The sequence below is a fragment of the Pseudomonas sp. NPDC087803 genome (genome assembly GCF_044742995.1).
Taxonomy (GTDB): Bacteria; Pseudomonadota; Gammaproteobacteria; order Pseudomonadales; family Pseudomonadaceae; genus Aquipseudomonas.
The window spans coordinates 348-13,310 of sequence record NZ_JBIUVO010000011.1 but is presented as its reverse complement, the minus strand read 5'-3'; the positions used below and the strand labels follow the sequence as shown (position 1 = coordinate 13,310).

The window sequence follows — 12,963 nt, the reverse complement described above, 5'->3', positions numbered from 1 at the left end:
GTCACCGTAACCGATGACCAGCGCTTGCTTGCCGGACAGCAGGTGGTCGGTGCCGCGCTTGATCGCATCGTTCAGGCTGTGACGGCAGCCGTACTTGTTGTCGTTCTTGGACTTGGTCACCGAGTCGTTGACGTTGATCGCAGGGATCTTCAGCTCGCCCTTGGCCAGCATGTCCAGCAGACGGTGAACGCCGGTGGTGGTTTCTTCGGTCACGCCGTGAACGCGATCCAGCACCTGTGGGTACTTGTCGTGCAGCAGCTGAGTCAGGTCGCCGCCGTCGTCGAGGATCATGTTGGCGTCCCATGGCTGGCCATCCTTCAGGATGGTCTGCTCCAGGCACCACTCGTACTCTTCTTCAGTCTCGCCTTTCCAGGCGAAAACCGGGATACCGGCAGCAGCGATGGAAGCAGCGGCCTGATCCTGAGTCGAGAAGATGTTGCACGACGACCAGCGTACTTCGGCACCCAGGGCAACCAGGGTTTCGATCAGCACGGCAGTCTGAATGGTCATGTGGATGCAGCCGAGGATTTTCGCGCCCTTGAGCGGCTGCTCGGAAGCGTACTTGCGGCGCAGACCCATCAGGGCCGGCATTTCTGATTCGGCGATGATGGTTTCGCGACGGCCCCAGGCAGCCAGGGACATATCGGCAACTTTGTAATCGTTAAAATCGGCAGGCGTGATAACAGCGCTCATGAAGAGCCTCCATTCGTAATGTATGCGAATGGGCGCCGTTGTGCGTTTAGTGTCCGGCCAAGGCCGGTCAACGCCCCATCCGAGCCTGACAGGTTGATCCTGCTGCAGCGCCCCTCGGACAGGTGGCGGGAAAACGGTAGCAAGTGAAGGTTACCGTTTTGAAACGGGGGCGATTATAGCCGTCTAGACTGATCTTCCAAAGGGTTTCTGTCGGCCAAATGAAGATCGCCAATGGCGACCATAGTCGAAGCCTCATGGAGCATGACCGCTCGGTCTGCCAAGATGGCGCCATCTTTCGGCAAACGCTCAGGAGTGAACATGAATTTCCACACCCGCAAATGGGTAAAACCCGAAGACCTGAACCCCAACGGCACGCTGTTCGGCGGCAGCCTGCTGCGCTGGATCGACGAAGAAGCGGCGATCTACGCCATCGTCCAGTTGGGCAATCAGCGCGTGGTGACCAAATACATTTCCGAGATCAACTTCGTCAGCGCCTCGCGCCAGGGCGACATCATCGAGCTGGGCATCACCGCCACCGAGTTCGGTCGCACCTCGATCACCCTGACCTGCGAAGTGCGTAACAAGATCACCCGCAAGAGCATCCTGACGGTCGAGAAGATGGTCTTCGTCAACCTTGGCGAGGATGGCCTGCCGGCCCCGCACGGGCGCACTGAAATCAAGTATGTGAAAGATCAGTTCAAGGAAGATGAACTCGTAACCAAGTGACATCGGCGGCGCGCCCTTCGCGAGCAAGCCCGCTCCCACAGGGTTGACACTGAACCTGTAGGAGCTGCCGAAGGCTGCGATCTTTTGATCTTGCTTTACATAAACAAAGTCAAAAGATCACAGCCTGCGGCAGCTCCTACAGGGGCATGCGTAAAATCGGGAATTTGCGTGGCGCATACAGAACGTATTCCAGGCAAGAACGGTCGTAGCTAAAAGCCCCCACCCGGTTTCCACGCCATGACCACGCCCACCGACGGCAAGACCCCCAACCTCTCGACCGACGAACAACACGAAGTCGAGAAAAACCAGCCGCCCCGCGCGGCGGTTCTGCATGAAATCATCCGCACTCAAGGCGATCAGGAACTCGAGCGCAGCATTGCCGCATTGTGGTGGTCGGCGCTCGCAGCCGGGCTGACCATGGGCCTGTCGCTGATGGGCATGGGGCTGCTCAATTCGCGCCTGCCCGAGGGCGACGAATTCAAGGTGATCGCCAGTTTCGGCTACTGCGCCGGTTTCCTCGCGGTGATCCTCGCCCGCCAGCAATTGTTCACCGAAAACACCCTGACGGCCGTCCTCCCGGTGATGACCAAACCGACCCTGGCCAATTTCGGTCGGCTGATCCGCCTGTGGGGCGTGGTGCTGTTCGGTAATTTGTGCGGGACGATTCTGGTGGCGTACGTGATGCTCGAGCTGCCGATCTTCGATACCAAGACCGATCACGCCTTCCTTGAAATCGGCCGCAAGGTCATGGAAAACCACGCCAGTCAAATGTTCGCCAAGGGCATTGTCTCTGGCTGGATGATCGCCACCATGGTCTGGATGATCCCGTCCATGGAGAGCGCGAAGATGTGGATCATCATCCTCATCACCTACCTGATGGCGCTGGGCGACTTCACCCACATCGTGGTCGGTTCGGCGGAAGTGTCGTATCTGGTGTTTGCCGGCGAGCTGCCGTGGAGTGATTTCTGGATGGTGTTTGCCGGTCCCACGTTGGCGGGGAACATCATCGGCGGCAGTTTCATTTTCGCCCTGATCAGCCATGCGCAGATCCGCAGCGAGAGCGGGGCGCCCAAGACGGATAAACCAGACTCCGGCAAACCCCGCGAAGATAAGTCCGACAGCAAGCCCCGATAGTTTCAGGCCTTGAACGGCGGGCTGACCGGTTCTGTCGTCGGTTCGCCTTCAGGTGCCTTGAGCTGTCCCTCCCAGCGAGCTATGACCAGCGGTGCCAGTGCATTGCCCAACACATTGAGCGCGGTGACCGGCATGTCCATCAAACGATAGACGCCGGCGATGATTGCCACGCCTTCCACTGGCAAACCGGCGGTGGTCAGGGTCGCTGTGAGTATGATGAACATGAAACCCGGCACTCCCGCCGCGCCCTTAGACGTCAACACCATGATCAGCACCAGCATGGCCTGATCCGCCAGACCCAGCTCAATCCCGTACGCCTGGGCGATAAACAGCGTGCCCAGTCCCGCGAACAGCGAGGCGCCATCAAGGTTGAACGAGTACCCCAGTGGAATGACCATGCTGGTGATCGGGCGCGGAGCGCCATACCGCTCCATTTTCTCGATCAGTTGTGGCATCACCGTGGCCGACGCAGCGCTGCTGTAAGCCAGTATCAATTCACTGCGTATTTCCCGAATCAGGTGGAAAAAGCGAATGCCGGCCATCCGCGCCACCAGCCCCAGCACGCCCAACGCGAAGAGCAAGACTGCGACGTAAGTGATGCCGATCAGCTTCGCCAGCGGCAGCAACGCACTGAGGCCGAAGCTGGCCACGGTGACCCCGATCAGGCCGAAGATGCCGATGGGTGAGTAGTGCATGACCAGATGCGTGACCTTGAACATGGTGTCCGATACCGCCTGAATCACGGTGATCAATGGCGCCTTCTGCGGCTCGGGCAGCATCGACAGGGCACAGCCGAACAGGATGGCGAAAAACAGTACTGAGAGCAGCTTGCCCTGGGACATGGCCAGGACGATGTTGTCCGGCACGATGTTCACCAGAGTTCGGCCCAGGTTCTGTGTGTCCCCCGTATTCGCCAGACCAATGGCCGGTGATTGCAGGGTGCTGCTGAAGTCCGCGCCGGCGCCGGGCTGAAAAACATTGCCGACGATCAGTCCGAAGACGATGGCAATGCTGGTGATGGTGAAGAAATAAACCAGCGTCTTTATCCCGACCCGGCCCAGTGCCCTGGTGCTGCCTGCCCCGGCGATGCCGACGACCATGCACGCAAAGACCAACGGTACGACGATCATTTTCATCAGCCTGATGAACAGGTCACCGGCCGGTTGCAGCAGATTGTCGATGAACCAGATCTTGTGTTCGGGAAACTGGTTGAGAAGGATGCCGACGATTATTCCGGCTGCCAGCCCGATCATGATGCGGGTGACCAGGCTGGTGGGTTTCTTGCTAATCATGATGTGCCCCTTTTGTTGTTGTGTTTGTTGGGGTGAAGCTCAGTGTGCGAAGAGGCCGTCGAAGTCCTTGAAACCCTTGACCTCGATCGGATTGCCGCTGGGATCGAGAAAGAACATCGTGCGCTGCTCGCCGGGTTCGCCGGCGAAGCGGATCACCGGAGGGATTTCAAATGTTGTGCCGAGGCGGCTCAAACGATCGGCCAGCTCCAGCCACTCCTCCAGCGGCAGGACGACGCCAATGTGCGGCATCAATACTTTGTGATCGCCAACCTGGCCGGTACGGGTAGTGGTGAAGGGCGTGCCCACGTGAAGCGAGAGCTGATTGCCGAAAAAATCGAAGTCGACCCATGTCTCGGTACTGCGGCCTTCGGTGCAGCCCAACACATCTCGATAAAAAGTCCGCGCCTGTTCCAGGTCGCAAACATGGTATGCAGCGTGAAAAGGTCTGTTCATATGATGTCCCCAAGTGAAGGAGCACTCAGGGTAAACAGACCGTGCGGCGGGGCATAACGACTTCGCCTTGTTCTGAGCGAAAGGAAAACTTATGGATGTACGGTTTCTGAAAAGCCTGGTGGCGGTGGTTGAGGCCGGTTCGATTGCGGCAGCGGCGCGGCGTGAGAGTCGCACTGCGGCAGCTATCAGCCAGCGCGTTCAGGCGCTCGAGAGATTGCTGGGTTGCACGTTACTGCTGCGTACCGCGCACGCAGCAAGGCCCTCGGACCAGTGCCTGCTTATTCTGCCGAAAATCAGGGCGATCATCGAATTGGCCCAGGATCTACAGAGCGATCTGCATCCCGATGGGTTGGCCGGTGAAGTGACAATCGGTGCAGTTTCCACAGCGCTGACCGGCGTGTTACCCAACTTGATCGAACGATTGGCGCTTGCAGCACCTGATTTAAAGCTGAAGATCACCCCGGGTGACTCGAAAAGTCTTTACGAGAAGGTACTTGCAGGGGAGTTGGACGCAGCGATTCTGGTCAGGCCTCCGTTCCAGCCGCCCAAGGCATTGGCACTGGTCGTGCTCAAGGTAGAGCCGCTGGTTCTGGTGGCCCCAGCCGCGTACGCCGGGCAGTCGCTGGAAACGCTGTTGCGCGTTCATCCGTTCATTCGTTATGACGCGCGCTCGTGGGGTGGGCAGATTGCTCAGCGCTACCTCGATGAACAGGCCATCGAGCCCAACGTGCTGTGCGAACTGGATGCGCTGGAAACGATCGTCATGCTGGTCGCGCAGGGGATGGGGGTTTCGCTGGTGCCGCAGTGGGCCGGGATGATGCTGGAAGGAATGTACGTTTTACCGGTCGAGGACGGGCAGCGTCATGCGCGCGAGTTGGTGGTTATACATGGCTCGACGCCGCACCGCCCATTGGCGATGCGACATCTGCTTGATTTGCTGTGCGGTCCGTCGTGAAGGGCTTCACGACGGCGCTGCGGTGATACGTCAGTGTGCGGGTTCGGCCGCTGTGGCCGGCTCGTCACGGGTGGCGTGCTTGACCAGTTTGCCGATGGTCAGACCCTGCAACAGGATCGACGACAGCACCACGATGTAGGTGATGCTCAGCAGCAGATCGCGCTCCGGGCCCAGCGGCAGGGCCAGGGCCAGGGCCACCGAAACGCCGCCGCGCAAACCGCCCCAGGTCAGTATGCGGATGGTGCCGCGCGGCACCGTGCGCCAACGGCGCAGCAGAACGATGGCCGGGGCCACGGTGAGCAGGCGCGACAGCAGGATCGCCAGCGCCAGCAGACTGGCCGCCGCCAGGTGCAGCCAGTTGAACGGCAGCAGCAACAGCTCCATGCCGATCAGCGCGAACAGCAGGGCGTTGAGCATGTCATCGAGCAGTTCCCAAAAGCCGTCGAGGTACTTGCGGGTCATGTCGTTCATCGCCAGGTTGCGTCCCAGGTTACCGATGATCAGACCGGCGACCACCATCGCAATCGGCGCCGAGACGTGCAGCTCGGTGGCCATCGCCGAACCGCCGATCACCAGCGCCAGAGTCAGCATCACGGTGATCTGATGCTGCTGGACGCTCTTGATCATCCGGTACACCCCATAACCGATCAGCCCGCCGAACAACACGCCGCCAACGGCTTCGTGAACGAACAGCATGGCGGTGGCGCTGAGGGTCGGCGTCTCACCCAATTGGGCGATGCCCAGCAGTACGGTGAACACCACTACCGCCGTGCCGTCGTTGAACAGCGACTCGCCGACGATGGTGGTTTTCAGCGGTTTCGAGGCATTGGCGGTACGCAATACGCCGAGCACCGCGATCGGGTCGGTCGGCGAAATCAGAGCGCCGAACAGCAGGCAGTAGAGGAAGCTCACGTGCCAGCCGAACAGGGCAAAAATGTAGTAGGCGAGGCTGCCGATCACGGCGGTGGCGATCAGCACGCCGAAGGTTGCCAGCAGGCCGATGGGCCAGCGATAGCTGCGCAGGTCGTTGAGGTTGACGTGCAGAGCGCCGGCGAACAGCAGGAACGACAGCATCCAGTTCATCAGCAGATCGCCGAAGTCGATCTGGCCGATCAGTTGCTGCACGCGTTCTTCGAGGCCGGGATAGCCGAGCACGCTCAGGCCTTGCAGCAACAGGGAAAACAGCAATGCGGTGACCATCACGCCGATGGTCGGCGGCAGGCCGATGAAGCGGTAATTGACGAAAGTGAGGAGGGTGGTGAGGCAGATGAATGCGGCTACGAGTTCAAGCATCCGGGGTCCTTTGGATGGGGGGTGGAAAGACAGCGCCCCGATTCTTCGGTGCAAGAGTTGGATGGGCTGATTCGGGGCGGGGACACAACTATGTCCCCCTCAGTTGGTCGGCCGCACACATTCGTGTAGGGTCAACAAAAAAAATCCAGGAGTGAAACGTGTTGGCGACAGCTCTGGTGTTGGTGGCGGCGCTGTTGCATGCGGCGTGGAATACCCTGATCAAGTTCAGCGCCGAGCGGTTGCTGGTGGTGGCGTGCATGGACACGGTGGCGCTGCTGTTTGTCGCCATCGCCTGGCCATTCATCAGCCTGCCGCCGGCAGAAATCTGGCCGTGGATTCTGGCCTCGGCGGCGTTCGAGTTGCTGTATCGCTATTTGCTGATTCAGGCCTATCGGGTCGGCGACCTCGGGTTGGTCTATCCGCTGATGCGCGGCTTGTCGCCGTTGGTGGTGCTGGCGCTGACCCTGATCTTCGCCGGCGAAGTGCTCACCGCGCAGCAGATCTTCGGGATCCTGCTGATTCCGCTGGGCATGGCCTGCCTGCTTTGGCAGGGTGGCGGCGGCAAACATCTGCCGTGGTCGATGCTGCCGGTGGTGGCACTGATCGGGCTGTGCATCGGCTGTTACACCTACATTGATGGCCAGGCCTTGCGGCGCTGGTCGCATCCACTGGATTACCTGGTCTGGGTCACGCTGCTCAGCGCCTGGCCGTTTCCGTTGCTGGCCTGGGTCGGCAAACGCCCGGCGTTCATGGTGTTCTGGCGCGAACAATGGAAGCTGGGGCTGGCGGTCGGGTTCTGCGTGTTGTTCAGCTACGCTCTGGTGCTGTGGGCGATGCAGTTGGGCTCGATTGCCGAAGCGGCGGCGTTGCGCGAGATCAGCGTGATTCTGGTGGTGCTGTTCGGCATGCGGTACCTGAAAGAACCTTTCGGCCGACCACGGCTCTTAGCCTGTGGGCTGGTGCTGATCGGCATGCTGGTGATGAAGTTCTGACCGCCCGCAATTCTCTATCACTCGACGAAGGACGGCTTTATGACGGTGGCTCTGTGGTGCGTATTGATCGCGATTTTCCTGCCGTATGTGTGCACGATCGTGGCCAAGGCCACCGGCGGTTTCAGGCTTCAGGACAACCATGATCCCCGGGACTTTCTCGAAAGTCTGAACGGCGTGGCCCGACGGGCGCATGCGGCGCAGTTGAACAGCTTCGAGGTGATGCCGGCGTTTGCGGCAGCGGTGATCGTCGCGCATCTGGTGGGCACGGCGCAGTTGGTGACGGTGAATGTGCTGGCGGTGATGTTTATCACCAGTCGCCTGCTGTACATCATCTGCTACCTGGCGGACTGGGCGATTCTGCGATCGCTGGTGTGGTTTGTCGGGATGGGGCTGATTGCTGCGTTCTTCTTTGTGTCGATCTGATTCTCGGGTGTTGCTGCTGGCCTCTTCGCGAGCAAGCCCGCTCCCACAGGGTTCTTTGGTGTACACAGGATTTGTGCTCGCCATTGATACCTGTGGGAGCGGGCTTGCCCGCGAAGGCGATAGCTCAGGCACCGAAGCGCTTAAGGTTTGTCCTTCACCGTGTCGGCGACTTGCGGCACTTGCGGCAACGCCGCACCTTTAGGCCAGAGCATCCAGATCTGTCCCTGCTGCTTCATGTCCCCGGCCAGCTGCCCGGCCGCGTCGCCGGTGCCCCAGAACAAGTCTGCACGCACCTCGCCGGCAATCGCGCCGCCAGTGTCCTGCGCCGCGACCGGGCGCACCAGCGCGGTGCCATCCGGGCGGGTGGTCGACAGCCACAGCAGGCTGCCCAACGGAATCACCTTGCGATCTACCGCAGCGCTGTAACCGGCGGTCAGCGGCACATTGAGCGAACCGCGCGGGCCTTCGTTGCTGTCCGGGTTGCGGGTGAAAAACACATAGCTCGGGTTGCTGCCCAACAGTTCCGGAATGCGCGACGGGTTGGCCTTGGCCCAGTTGCTGATCGCGTTCATGGTCACGTCTTCTTTCTTCAATTCGCCCTGCTCCACCAGCCAGCGGCCGATCGGTCGGTACGGGTGGCCGTTCTGGTCGGCGTAGGCGATGCGCAGTTGCTTGCCATCCGGTGTCTGAATCCGCCCCGAGCCCTGGATCTGCAAAAACTGTAGGTTCATCGGATCGGTCAGGTACGCCACCACCGGCGCTTTGACGCCTTTGGATTCAATGGTCGCCGCGTCGTCGTAAGGCTTGAGCACCCGACCTTCGAGGCGGCCGCGCAAGCGCTTGCCCTTGAGTTCCGGATAAATACTGTCCAGCGAGACGATGATCATGTCTTCCGGCACACCGTACACCGGCACGTTCGCCACCTCGGTGGGCGTCAGGCTGCCGGAGTACACCGGTTCGTAGTAACCGGTGATCAGGCCATTCGGGTTGTCATGCTCGGCGCGCAGGCCGAACACATCGAGGTTCTGCTTGAGGAAGGCGCGGATCTCGTTGGCGCTCTGCGGCACGTTGGCGGCTGCGGCGCAGGTGCCGCCCCAGATCGGATCCGCCTTGAGTCGGGTGCAGGCGCTGCGCCACGAGCCGAAACCGGCGACCAGATCGCTGTCGGACACCGCCGGCAGGGCTTCCCAGGTGGCGCTGGAATAGGTGGCCAAGGCGTGGGTTTTCGGTTTGGCATTGTCGCCACCGGTACAGCCGGCAAGGATTGCCAGCAGCGGCAGGGTTGCGATCAGTGGGTGACGCCAGGCCTTGAAACGGCTGTTCATGGAGTGATTCCTGTGCCGGTTGCCCAAGCGCTCCATGCGCTCGGGCAACCCGTATTTTTAATAGGGCTATTGGTGTTTGTCGGCGACGCGAGGATACTGGCCGCCGAATTCCGTGACCTGAAGCCACCATGACTCTTAAAAGAATTTCTGTTGTATTGCTGGCCTGTCTGACCCTGTCCGCCTGTGGCGGTGTCGATCCGAATTCTCCACTGGGGCAACGCAAGGCGATCTTCAAGCAGATGCTCAAGACCGGCGAAGACCTGGGCGGCATGTTGCGCGGGCGCGTTCCTTTCGACGGGGCGAAATTCGCCGAAGGCGCGGTGAAGCTTGATGCGTTGTCCCATGAACCGTGGAAGCATTTCCCGCAGGTGCGCGAAGAAGATCACACCAGCGCCAAGGACGATGTCTGGCTGCGGCAGGCACGCTTTCAGGAACTGGCCCGCAACCTTGAGGCCGCCACCGGTGAACTGGTGACCGCCAGCAAGGTTCAGCCGTACAAGGCCAGTAACCTTGGGCCGGCGGTGCAGAAGGTTGAAGATGCCTGCAGCGCTTGCCATAAAGAGTTTCGGGATCATTGATTGTCGGAGACTGCCGGAAAACTGTGGCGAGGGAGCTTGCTCCCGCTGGGCCGCGAAGCGGCCCCAACCCCATTCAACCGCGCTGTAATAACAGACTCAACTCGATTGAATGGGTTTACGACGGCTGCGCCGCCGAGCGGGAGCAAGCTCCCTCGCCACAGGACATCGCCTTCAATTCGGGTTACTTGTCGATCTGGTCCAGCGCATCCTGCAGTTCTTTGCGCGACTCGGCGAGCTTGTCTTTGCGCTTGTTGATCTTCTCCGGATCACCCTTCTTCATCGCCTTGTCGAGATCAGCCTGGCGCTTGCTGACTTCGTGCTTGGCTTCCAGCACTTTGTTTTCGCGTTCTTTCTTCAGGCCGGCATCGGTGCAGTTCTTCGTCACTTCATCCAGCGCGGTTTGCAGGCCGGCCTGTTGATCGGTGTTGCCACGGGATTTGGCTTGTTCGAGCTGATTGATGATGCCCTGCTTCTTCGCGGCGCAACCGGTCAGGCCTGGCGCATCTTCGTCAGCCATCACAGGAGAGGCCAGAGCGCCACAGAGGGTCAGCAGGGCGAGCGGTGCAAGAAATTTCATAAAAGCTCCATGTGCAAAGGCAATCGGGTCGGGGGCACTGCGCTGTTTGAGCGTCTGGCGGACCTTCGGTTCCCGGCTGCCGGGGGATTGCGTGATCAGAAACCGTCGATTCCGGCGGCGCGTAATGTTTCACTCAGGGCCAGCACCTGCGGGTCGCGAAAGAAGGCGCTCAATTGCGCCGCGCGGCCCGGGCCGATTCCGGCTTCTGCCTGCCATTGTTCAGTGTCGCGTTGTGCCAGCGCCTGCCACGAGTCGGCCAGTGATGCCTGACCGCTCGGCGGTAAACCCATTGCTCTGAGCCACTGCGTGAATGGCCGCTGGCGGGCGCTGTGAAAACTGTTGATCAGACGTGCGCTGCTGCGTTCGCCGAAGCCGGTAATGTTAGCAAGCTCTGGCTCGTCGAGGGTCAACCAATCCAGCAGGTTGTTCAGACGGCCTGTTTCCAGAAGTTTCTCCCAGGTACCGCGCCCGACATTCTGCAGCGCCAGGCCTTGTTTGCCACTGAGCCAGGTCAGGCGTGCGAGAAACTGGCTTTCGCAACCGGGTGTCGGTTGCCAACAGCTCAGGGCGTGGAAATCGCGGGTGTCGGGAATGTCGAGGTCGGCCCGTTCGCTGGTGCGCCAAACCACACTGTCGAGTCGTGGAATCGTCAGCCCGGCCAGGCTGATCGCCACCTGATCACCGGGACGGATATCCAGCGTCTGCCAACGCTTGAGTGAGCCGGCACTGACGCGTCTGATCTCGCGGTCATCAAGCATTACGGGCGACAACTCCAGTACCGGCGTGATGCGTCCGCTGCGGCCGACTTTGAAATTCACTTTGCGCACTTCGGCCAGCGCCCGGGCAAACGGGTATTTCCAGGCGACGGCCCAGTAAGGCGCGCTCGCCTGCCAGCGTTCAGCCGGTGGGCGTCGGCTCTGGCGCAGGACCACGCCGTCGCTGGCGAACGGCAGGGGGGAGCGATACCAGTGCTCACGCCATTTTTGTGCGTCGGCAAGGTTGGCGACGACCTGACTGAACGGCGCTGTCGTGGCGAAGCCCAATGTCGTCAGCGTCGATACCCTTTCCGGCAGGCTCGCCGGGCCCTGCGGCCAGTCCCAGACGAACAGGCCGATGCCGGCCGCCTGCTCGGCATTCAAGGTTTTACGACTCATCAACCCGGCAACGGTGGCGCGGGCGTTGACCCCGCCATGGCTGGCTTGCACGTGTTGATTCAGGCGCCAATAGAGTTCGCCCTGTACCAGCAGGTCCAGCGGTTGGGTCAGTTGTTGCGGAATGGCGGCGATCTTGTGCGCCGCTGCCGTCCAGTCCTGGCCGCTGACCCCGTCGCCGCGACTGATCGCCTGCTGCAACAGGCCGCGACGGTAAATCAGCGTGACCGCCACGCCATCGACCTTGGGTTGTACCCAGACATCCTGCCGGTCCTTTAACCATGCTTGAACGGCGGCGGCTTCGTGAAGCTTGTCCAGGCCGGTGTGGGCGACCGGATGCGCGACGGAGCCAGACGCCGTGCGCAAAGGTTCGGGCGCCGGGGGTTGCTGGAAGCACTGGCGCCATTCGTTGAGCCGCAGGCGCGATTGATCGTAAAGCTCGTTGGCAATCAGCGAGCGGCCTTCGCGGTGATAGGCGTCGTCCCATTGGTCGATCTGGTTTTGCAGGGCGGTGATTTCGTTTTGCGCCTGAGCGGCAGGCCAGTTCGGACATTGGGCGGCGTGGCTGCTCAGGCATAGGAGGCTGAGAAAAAGCAAAACAGAAAAGCGCATCGTGAGCGTCCTTGCTCATGGGGAGAACTTGAAGGCTAGTCAGGATTTTTCAGCCATGTTGATTAGGTGTTTTTCCTCTTGTTTCGGCGATGAAGATCAAAAGATCGCAGCCTTCGGCAGCTCCTACAGGGGGATGCGGTGTGTAGGAGCTGCCGAAGGCTGCGATCTTTTGCTCTTTTCGAACCATGAAAAAGCCCCGCACGGCGCGAACCGTGCGGGGCTTTTTTTGTAGCCGGGGAGGGCTTACAGACCAGCGGCAGAACGCAGAGCGTCGGCGCGGTCGGTTTTTTCCCAGGTGAAGGTGGTGAAGGTGTCTTCGCCCACAGTCTTGGTCTGCGGAGCGCGACCGAAGTGGCCGTAGGCTGCAGTTTCCTGGTACATCGGGTGCAGCAGATCGAGCATGGTGGTGATCGCGTATGGACGCAGGTCGAACACTTCACGCACCAGTTTGATGATCTTGTCATCGCTGATCTTGCCGGTACCGAAGGTATTCAGCGAGATCGAAGTCGGCTGAGCGACACCAATGGCGTAGGACACCTGGATCTCGCAACGCTCGGCCAGGCCGGCTGCGACGATGTTCTTGGCAACGTAACGGCCAGCGTAGGCAGCCGAGCGGTCAACCTTCGATGGATCTTTACCGGAGAACGCGCCACCGCCGTGACGGGCCATGCCGCCGTAGCTGTCGACGATGATCTTGGGTTTGTTATTTCGGAAGTGAGTTTTGTTGGGTAATATTTTGTAATTTCGTGTAGTTTTGTT

The 12,963-nt window shown here is 60.5% G+C and carries 14 protein-coding genes and 1 riboswitch; of the genes, 6 read left to right on the top strand and 8 right to left on the bottom strand.

Annotated features, from left to right (window positions below; translation table 11 throughout):
* Positions 1-693, bottom strand: a 693-nt coding sequence (locus tag ACIOUG_RS09455) for an adenosylhomocysteinase (RefSeq protein ID WP_401064676.1), incomplete at its 3' end; no start/stop codon positions are given.
* Between the two features lie 23 nt (positions 694-716).
* Positions 717-815: riboswitch (S-adenosyl-L-homocysteine riboswitch) on the bottom strand.
* A gap of 196 nt (positions 816-1,011) precedes the next feature.
* Here ACIOUG_RS09455 and ACIOUG_RS09450 point away from each other — a divergent pair.
* Entirely contained in the window at positions 1,012-1,419 is a 408-nt protein-coding gene (locus ACIOUG_RS09450; protein WP_003229043.1) for an acyl-CoA thioesterase, read from the top strand.
* 237 nt (positions 1,420-1,656) lie between these two features.
* A complete protein-coding gene (locus ACIOUG_RS09445) occupies positions 1,657-2,553 on the top strand; it encodes a formate/nitrite transporter family protein (protein ID WP_401064673.1) in 897 nt (298 codons plus the stop codon).
* A 2-nt stretch (positions 2,554-2,555) separates the two neighbouring features.
* Here ACIOUG_RS09445 and ACIOUG_RS09440 read toward each other — a convergent pair whose 3' ends face one another.
* Entirely contained in the window at positions 2,556-3,845 is a 1,290-nt protein-coding gene (locus ACIOUG_RS09440; protein ID WP_401064670.1) for a cation:dicarboxylate symporter family transporter, read from the bottom strand.
* 39 nt (positions 3,846-3,884) lie between these two features.
* Positions 3,885-4,298 carry a VOC family protein gene (locus ACIOUG_RS09435; protein WP_027610613.1) on the bottom strand — a complete coding sequence of 138 codons (414 nt, stop codon included), beginning with the start codon at positions 4,296-4,298 and terminating at the stop codon, positions 3,885-3,887.
* A 91-nt stretch (positions 4,299-4,389) separates the two neighbouring features.
* On the opposite strand from ACIOUG_RS09435, the gene ACIOUG_RS09430 reads away from it, so the two are divergent.
* Positions 4,390-5,253, top strand: a complete 864-nt coding sequence (locus ACIOUG_RS09430; RefSeq protein WP_401064667.1) for a LysR family transcriptional regulator — start codon at positions 4,390-4,392, stop codon at positions 5,251-5,253.
* 30 nt (positions 5,254-5,283) lie between these two features.
* Here ACIOUG_RS09430 and ACIOUG_RS09425 read toward each other — a convergent pair whose 3' ends face one another.
* The gene (locus ACIOUG_RS09425; RefSeq protein ID WP_401064664.1) at positions 5,284-6,546 is read right to left on the bottom strand and encodes a cation:proton antiporter; all 1,263 of its coding nucleotides are present in this window, start codon (positions 6,544-6,546) and stop codon (positions 5,284-5,286) included.
* A gap of 158 nt (positions 6,547-6,704) precedes the next feature.
* Between ACIOUG_RS09425 and ACIOUG_RS09420 the strand changes: the two genes are divergently transcribed.
* Together ACIOUG_RS09420 and ACIOUG_RS09415 are read left to right on the top strand one after the other, a co-directional pair.
* Positions 6,705-7,538, top strand: coding sequence for an EamA family transporter (locus tag ACIOUG_RS09420; RefSeq protein ID WP_401064661.1), 834 nt, complete (start codon positions 6,705-6,707; stop codon positions 7,536-7,538).
* Positions 7,539-7,577: 39 nt separating this feature from the next.
* Positions 7,578-7,961 (top strand): MAPEG family protein, encoded by a 384-nt coding sequence (locus tag ACIOUG_RS09415; RefSeq protein ID WP_401064660.1) that lies wholly within the window; start codon positions 7,578-7,580, stop codon positions 7,959-7,961.
* A 140-nt stretch (positions 7,962-8,101) separates the two neighbouring features.
* Here the strand turns inward: ACIOUG_RS09415 and ACIOUG_RS09410 are convergent, their stop codons facing one another.
* Positions 8,102-9,286: a murein transglycosylase A gene (locus ACIOUG_RS09410; protein WP_401064657.1), complete on the bottom strand. Its 1,185-nt coding sequence runs from the start codon at positions 9,284-9,286 to the stop codon at positions 8,102-8,104.
* A 128-nt stretch (positions 9,287-9,414) separates the two neighbouring features.
* Between ACIOUG_RS09410 and ACIOUG_RS09405 the strand changes: the two genes are divergently transcribed.
* Positions 9,415-9,864 (top strand): c-type cytochrome, encoded by a 450-nt coding sequence (locus tag ACIOUG_RS09405; protein WP_401064655.1) that lies wholly within the window; start codon positions 9,415-9,417, stop codon positions 9,862-9,864.
* Positions 9,865-10,045: 181 nt separating this feature from the next.
* On the opposite strand, the gene ACIOUG_RS09400 is transcribed toward ACIOUG_RS09405, so the two are convergent.
* The 3 genes from ACIOUG_RS09400 to ACIOUG_RS09390 all read right to left on the bottom strand — a co-directional run.
* A complete protein-coding gene (locus tag ACIOUG_RS09400; protein ID WP_401064653.1) occupies positions 10,046-10,441 on the bottom strand; it encodes a DUF1090 domain-containing protein in 396 nt (131 codons plus the stop codon).
* Positions 10,442-10,536: 95 nt separating this feature from the next.
* Positions 10,537-12,204 carry an NAD-dependent DNA ligase LigB gene (gene ligB / locus ACIOUG_RS09395; RefSeq protein WP_401064652.1) on the bottom strand — a complete coding sequence of 556 codons (1,668 nt, stop codon included), beginning with the start codon at positions 12,202-12,204 and terminating at the stop codon, positions 10,537-10,539.
* Between the two features lie 243 nt (positions 12,205-12,447).
* The coding region (locus tag ACIOUG_RS09390; protein ID WP_401064650.1) for a methionine adenosyltransferase domain-containing protein at positions 12,448-12,963 on the bottom strand (516 nt) is incomplete at its 5' end.

Excerpts from the sequence above, each read along its gene's own strand:
- ACIOUG_RS09450 (WP_003229043.1), top strand. The coding sequence starts at position 1,012 with ATGAATTTCCACACCCGCAAATGGGTAAAACCCGAAGACCTGAACCCC.
- ACIOUG_RS09445 (WP_401064673.1), top strand. The coding sequence starts at position 1,657 with ATGACCACGCCCACCGACGGCAAGACCCCCAACCTCTCGACCGACGAA.
- ACIOUG_RS09440 (WP_401064670.1), bottom strand. The coding sequence starts at position 3,845 with ATGATTAGCAAGAAACCCACCAGCCTGGTCACCCGCATCATGATCGGG.
- ACIOUG_RS09435 (WP_027610613.1), bottom strand. The coding sequence starts at position 4,298 with ATGAACAGACCTTTTCACGCTGCATACCATGTTTGCGACCTGGAACAG.
- ACIOUG_RS09430 (WP_401064667.1), top strand. The coding sequence starts at position 4,390 with ATGGATGTACGGTTTCTGAAAAGCCTGGTGGCGGTGGTTGAGGCCGGT.
- ACIOUG_RS09425 (WP_401064664.1), bottom strand. The coding sequence starts at position 6,546 with ATGCTTGAACTCGTAGCCGCATTCATCTGCCTCACCACCCTCCTCACT.
- ACIOUG_RS09415 (WP_401064660.1), top strand. The coding sequence starts at position 7,578 with ATGACGGTGGCTCTGTGGTGCGTATTGATCGCGATTTTCCTGCCGTAT.
- ACIOUG_RS09410 (WP_401064657.1), bottom strand. The coding sequence starts at position 9,286 with ATGAACAGCCGTTTCAAGGCCTGGCGTCACCCACTGATCGCAACCCTG.
- ACIOUG_RS09405 (WP_401064655.1), top strand. The coding sequence starts at position 9,415 with ATGACTCTTAAAAGAATTTCTGTTGTATTGCTGGCCTGTCTGACCCTG.
- ACIOUG_RS09400 (WP_401064653.1), bottom strand. The coding sequence starts at position 10,441 with ATGAAATTTCTTGCACCGCTCGCCCTGCTGACCCTCTGTGGCGCTCTG.
- ligB (WP_401064652.1), bottom strand. The coding sequence starts at position 12,204 with ATGCGCTTTTCTGTTTTGCTTTTTCTCAGCCTCCTATGCCTGAGCAGC.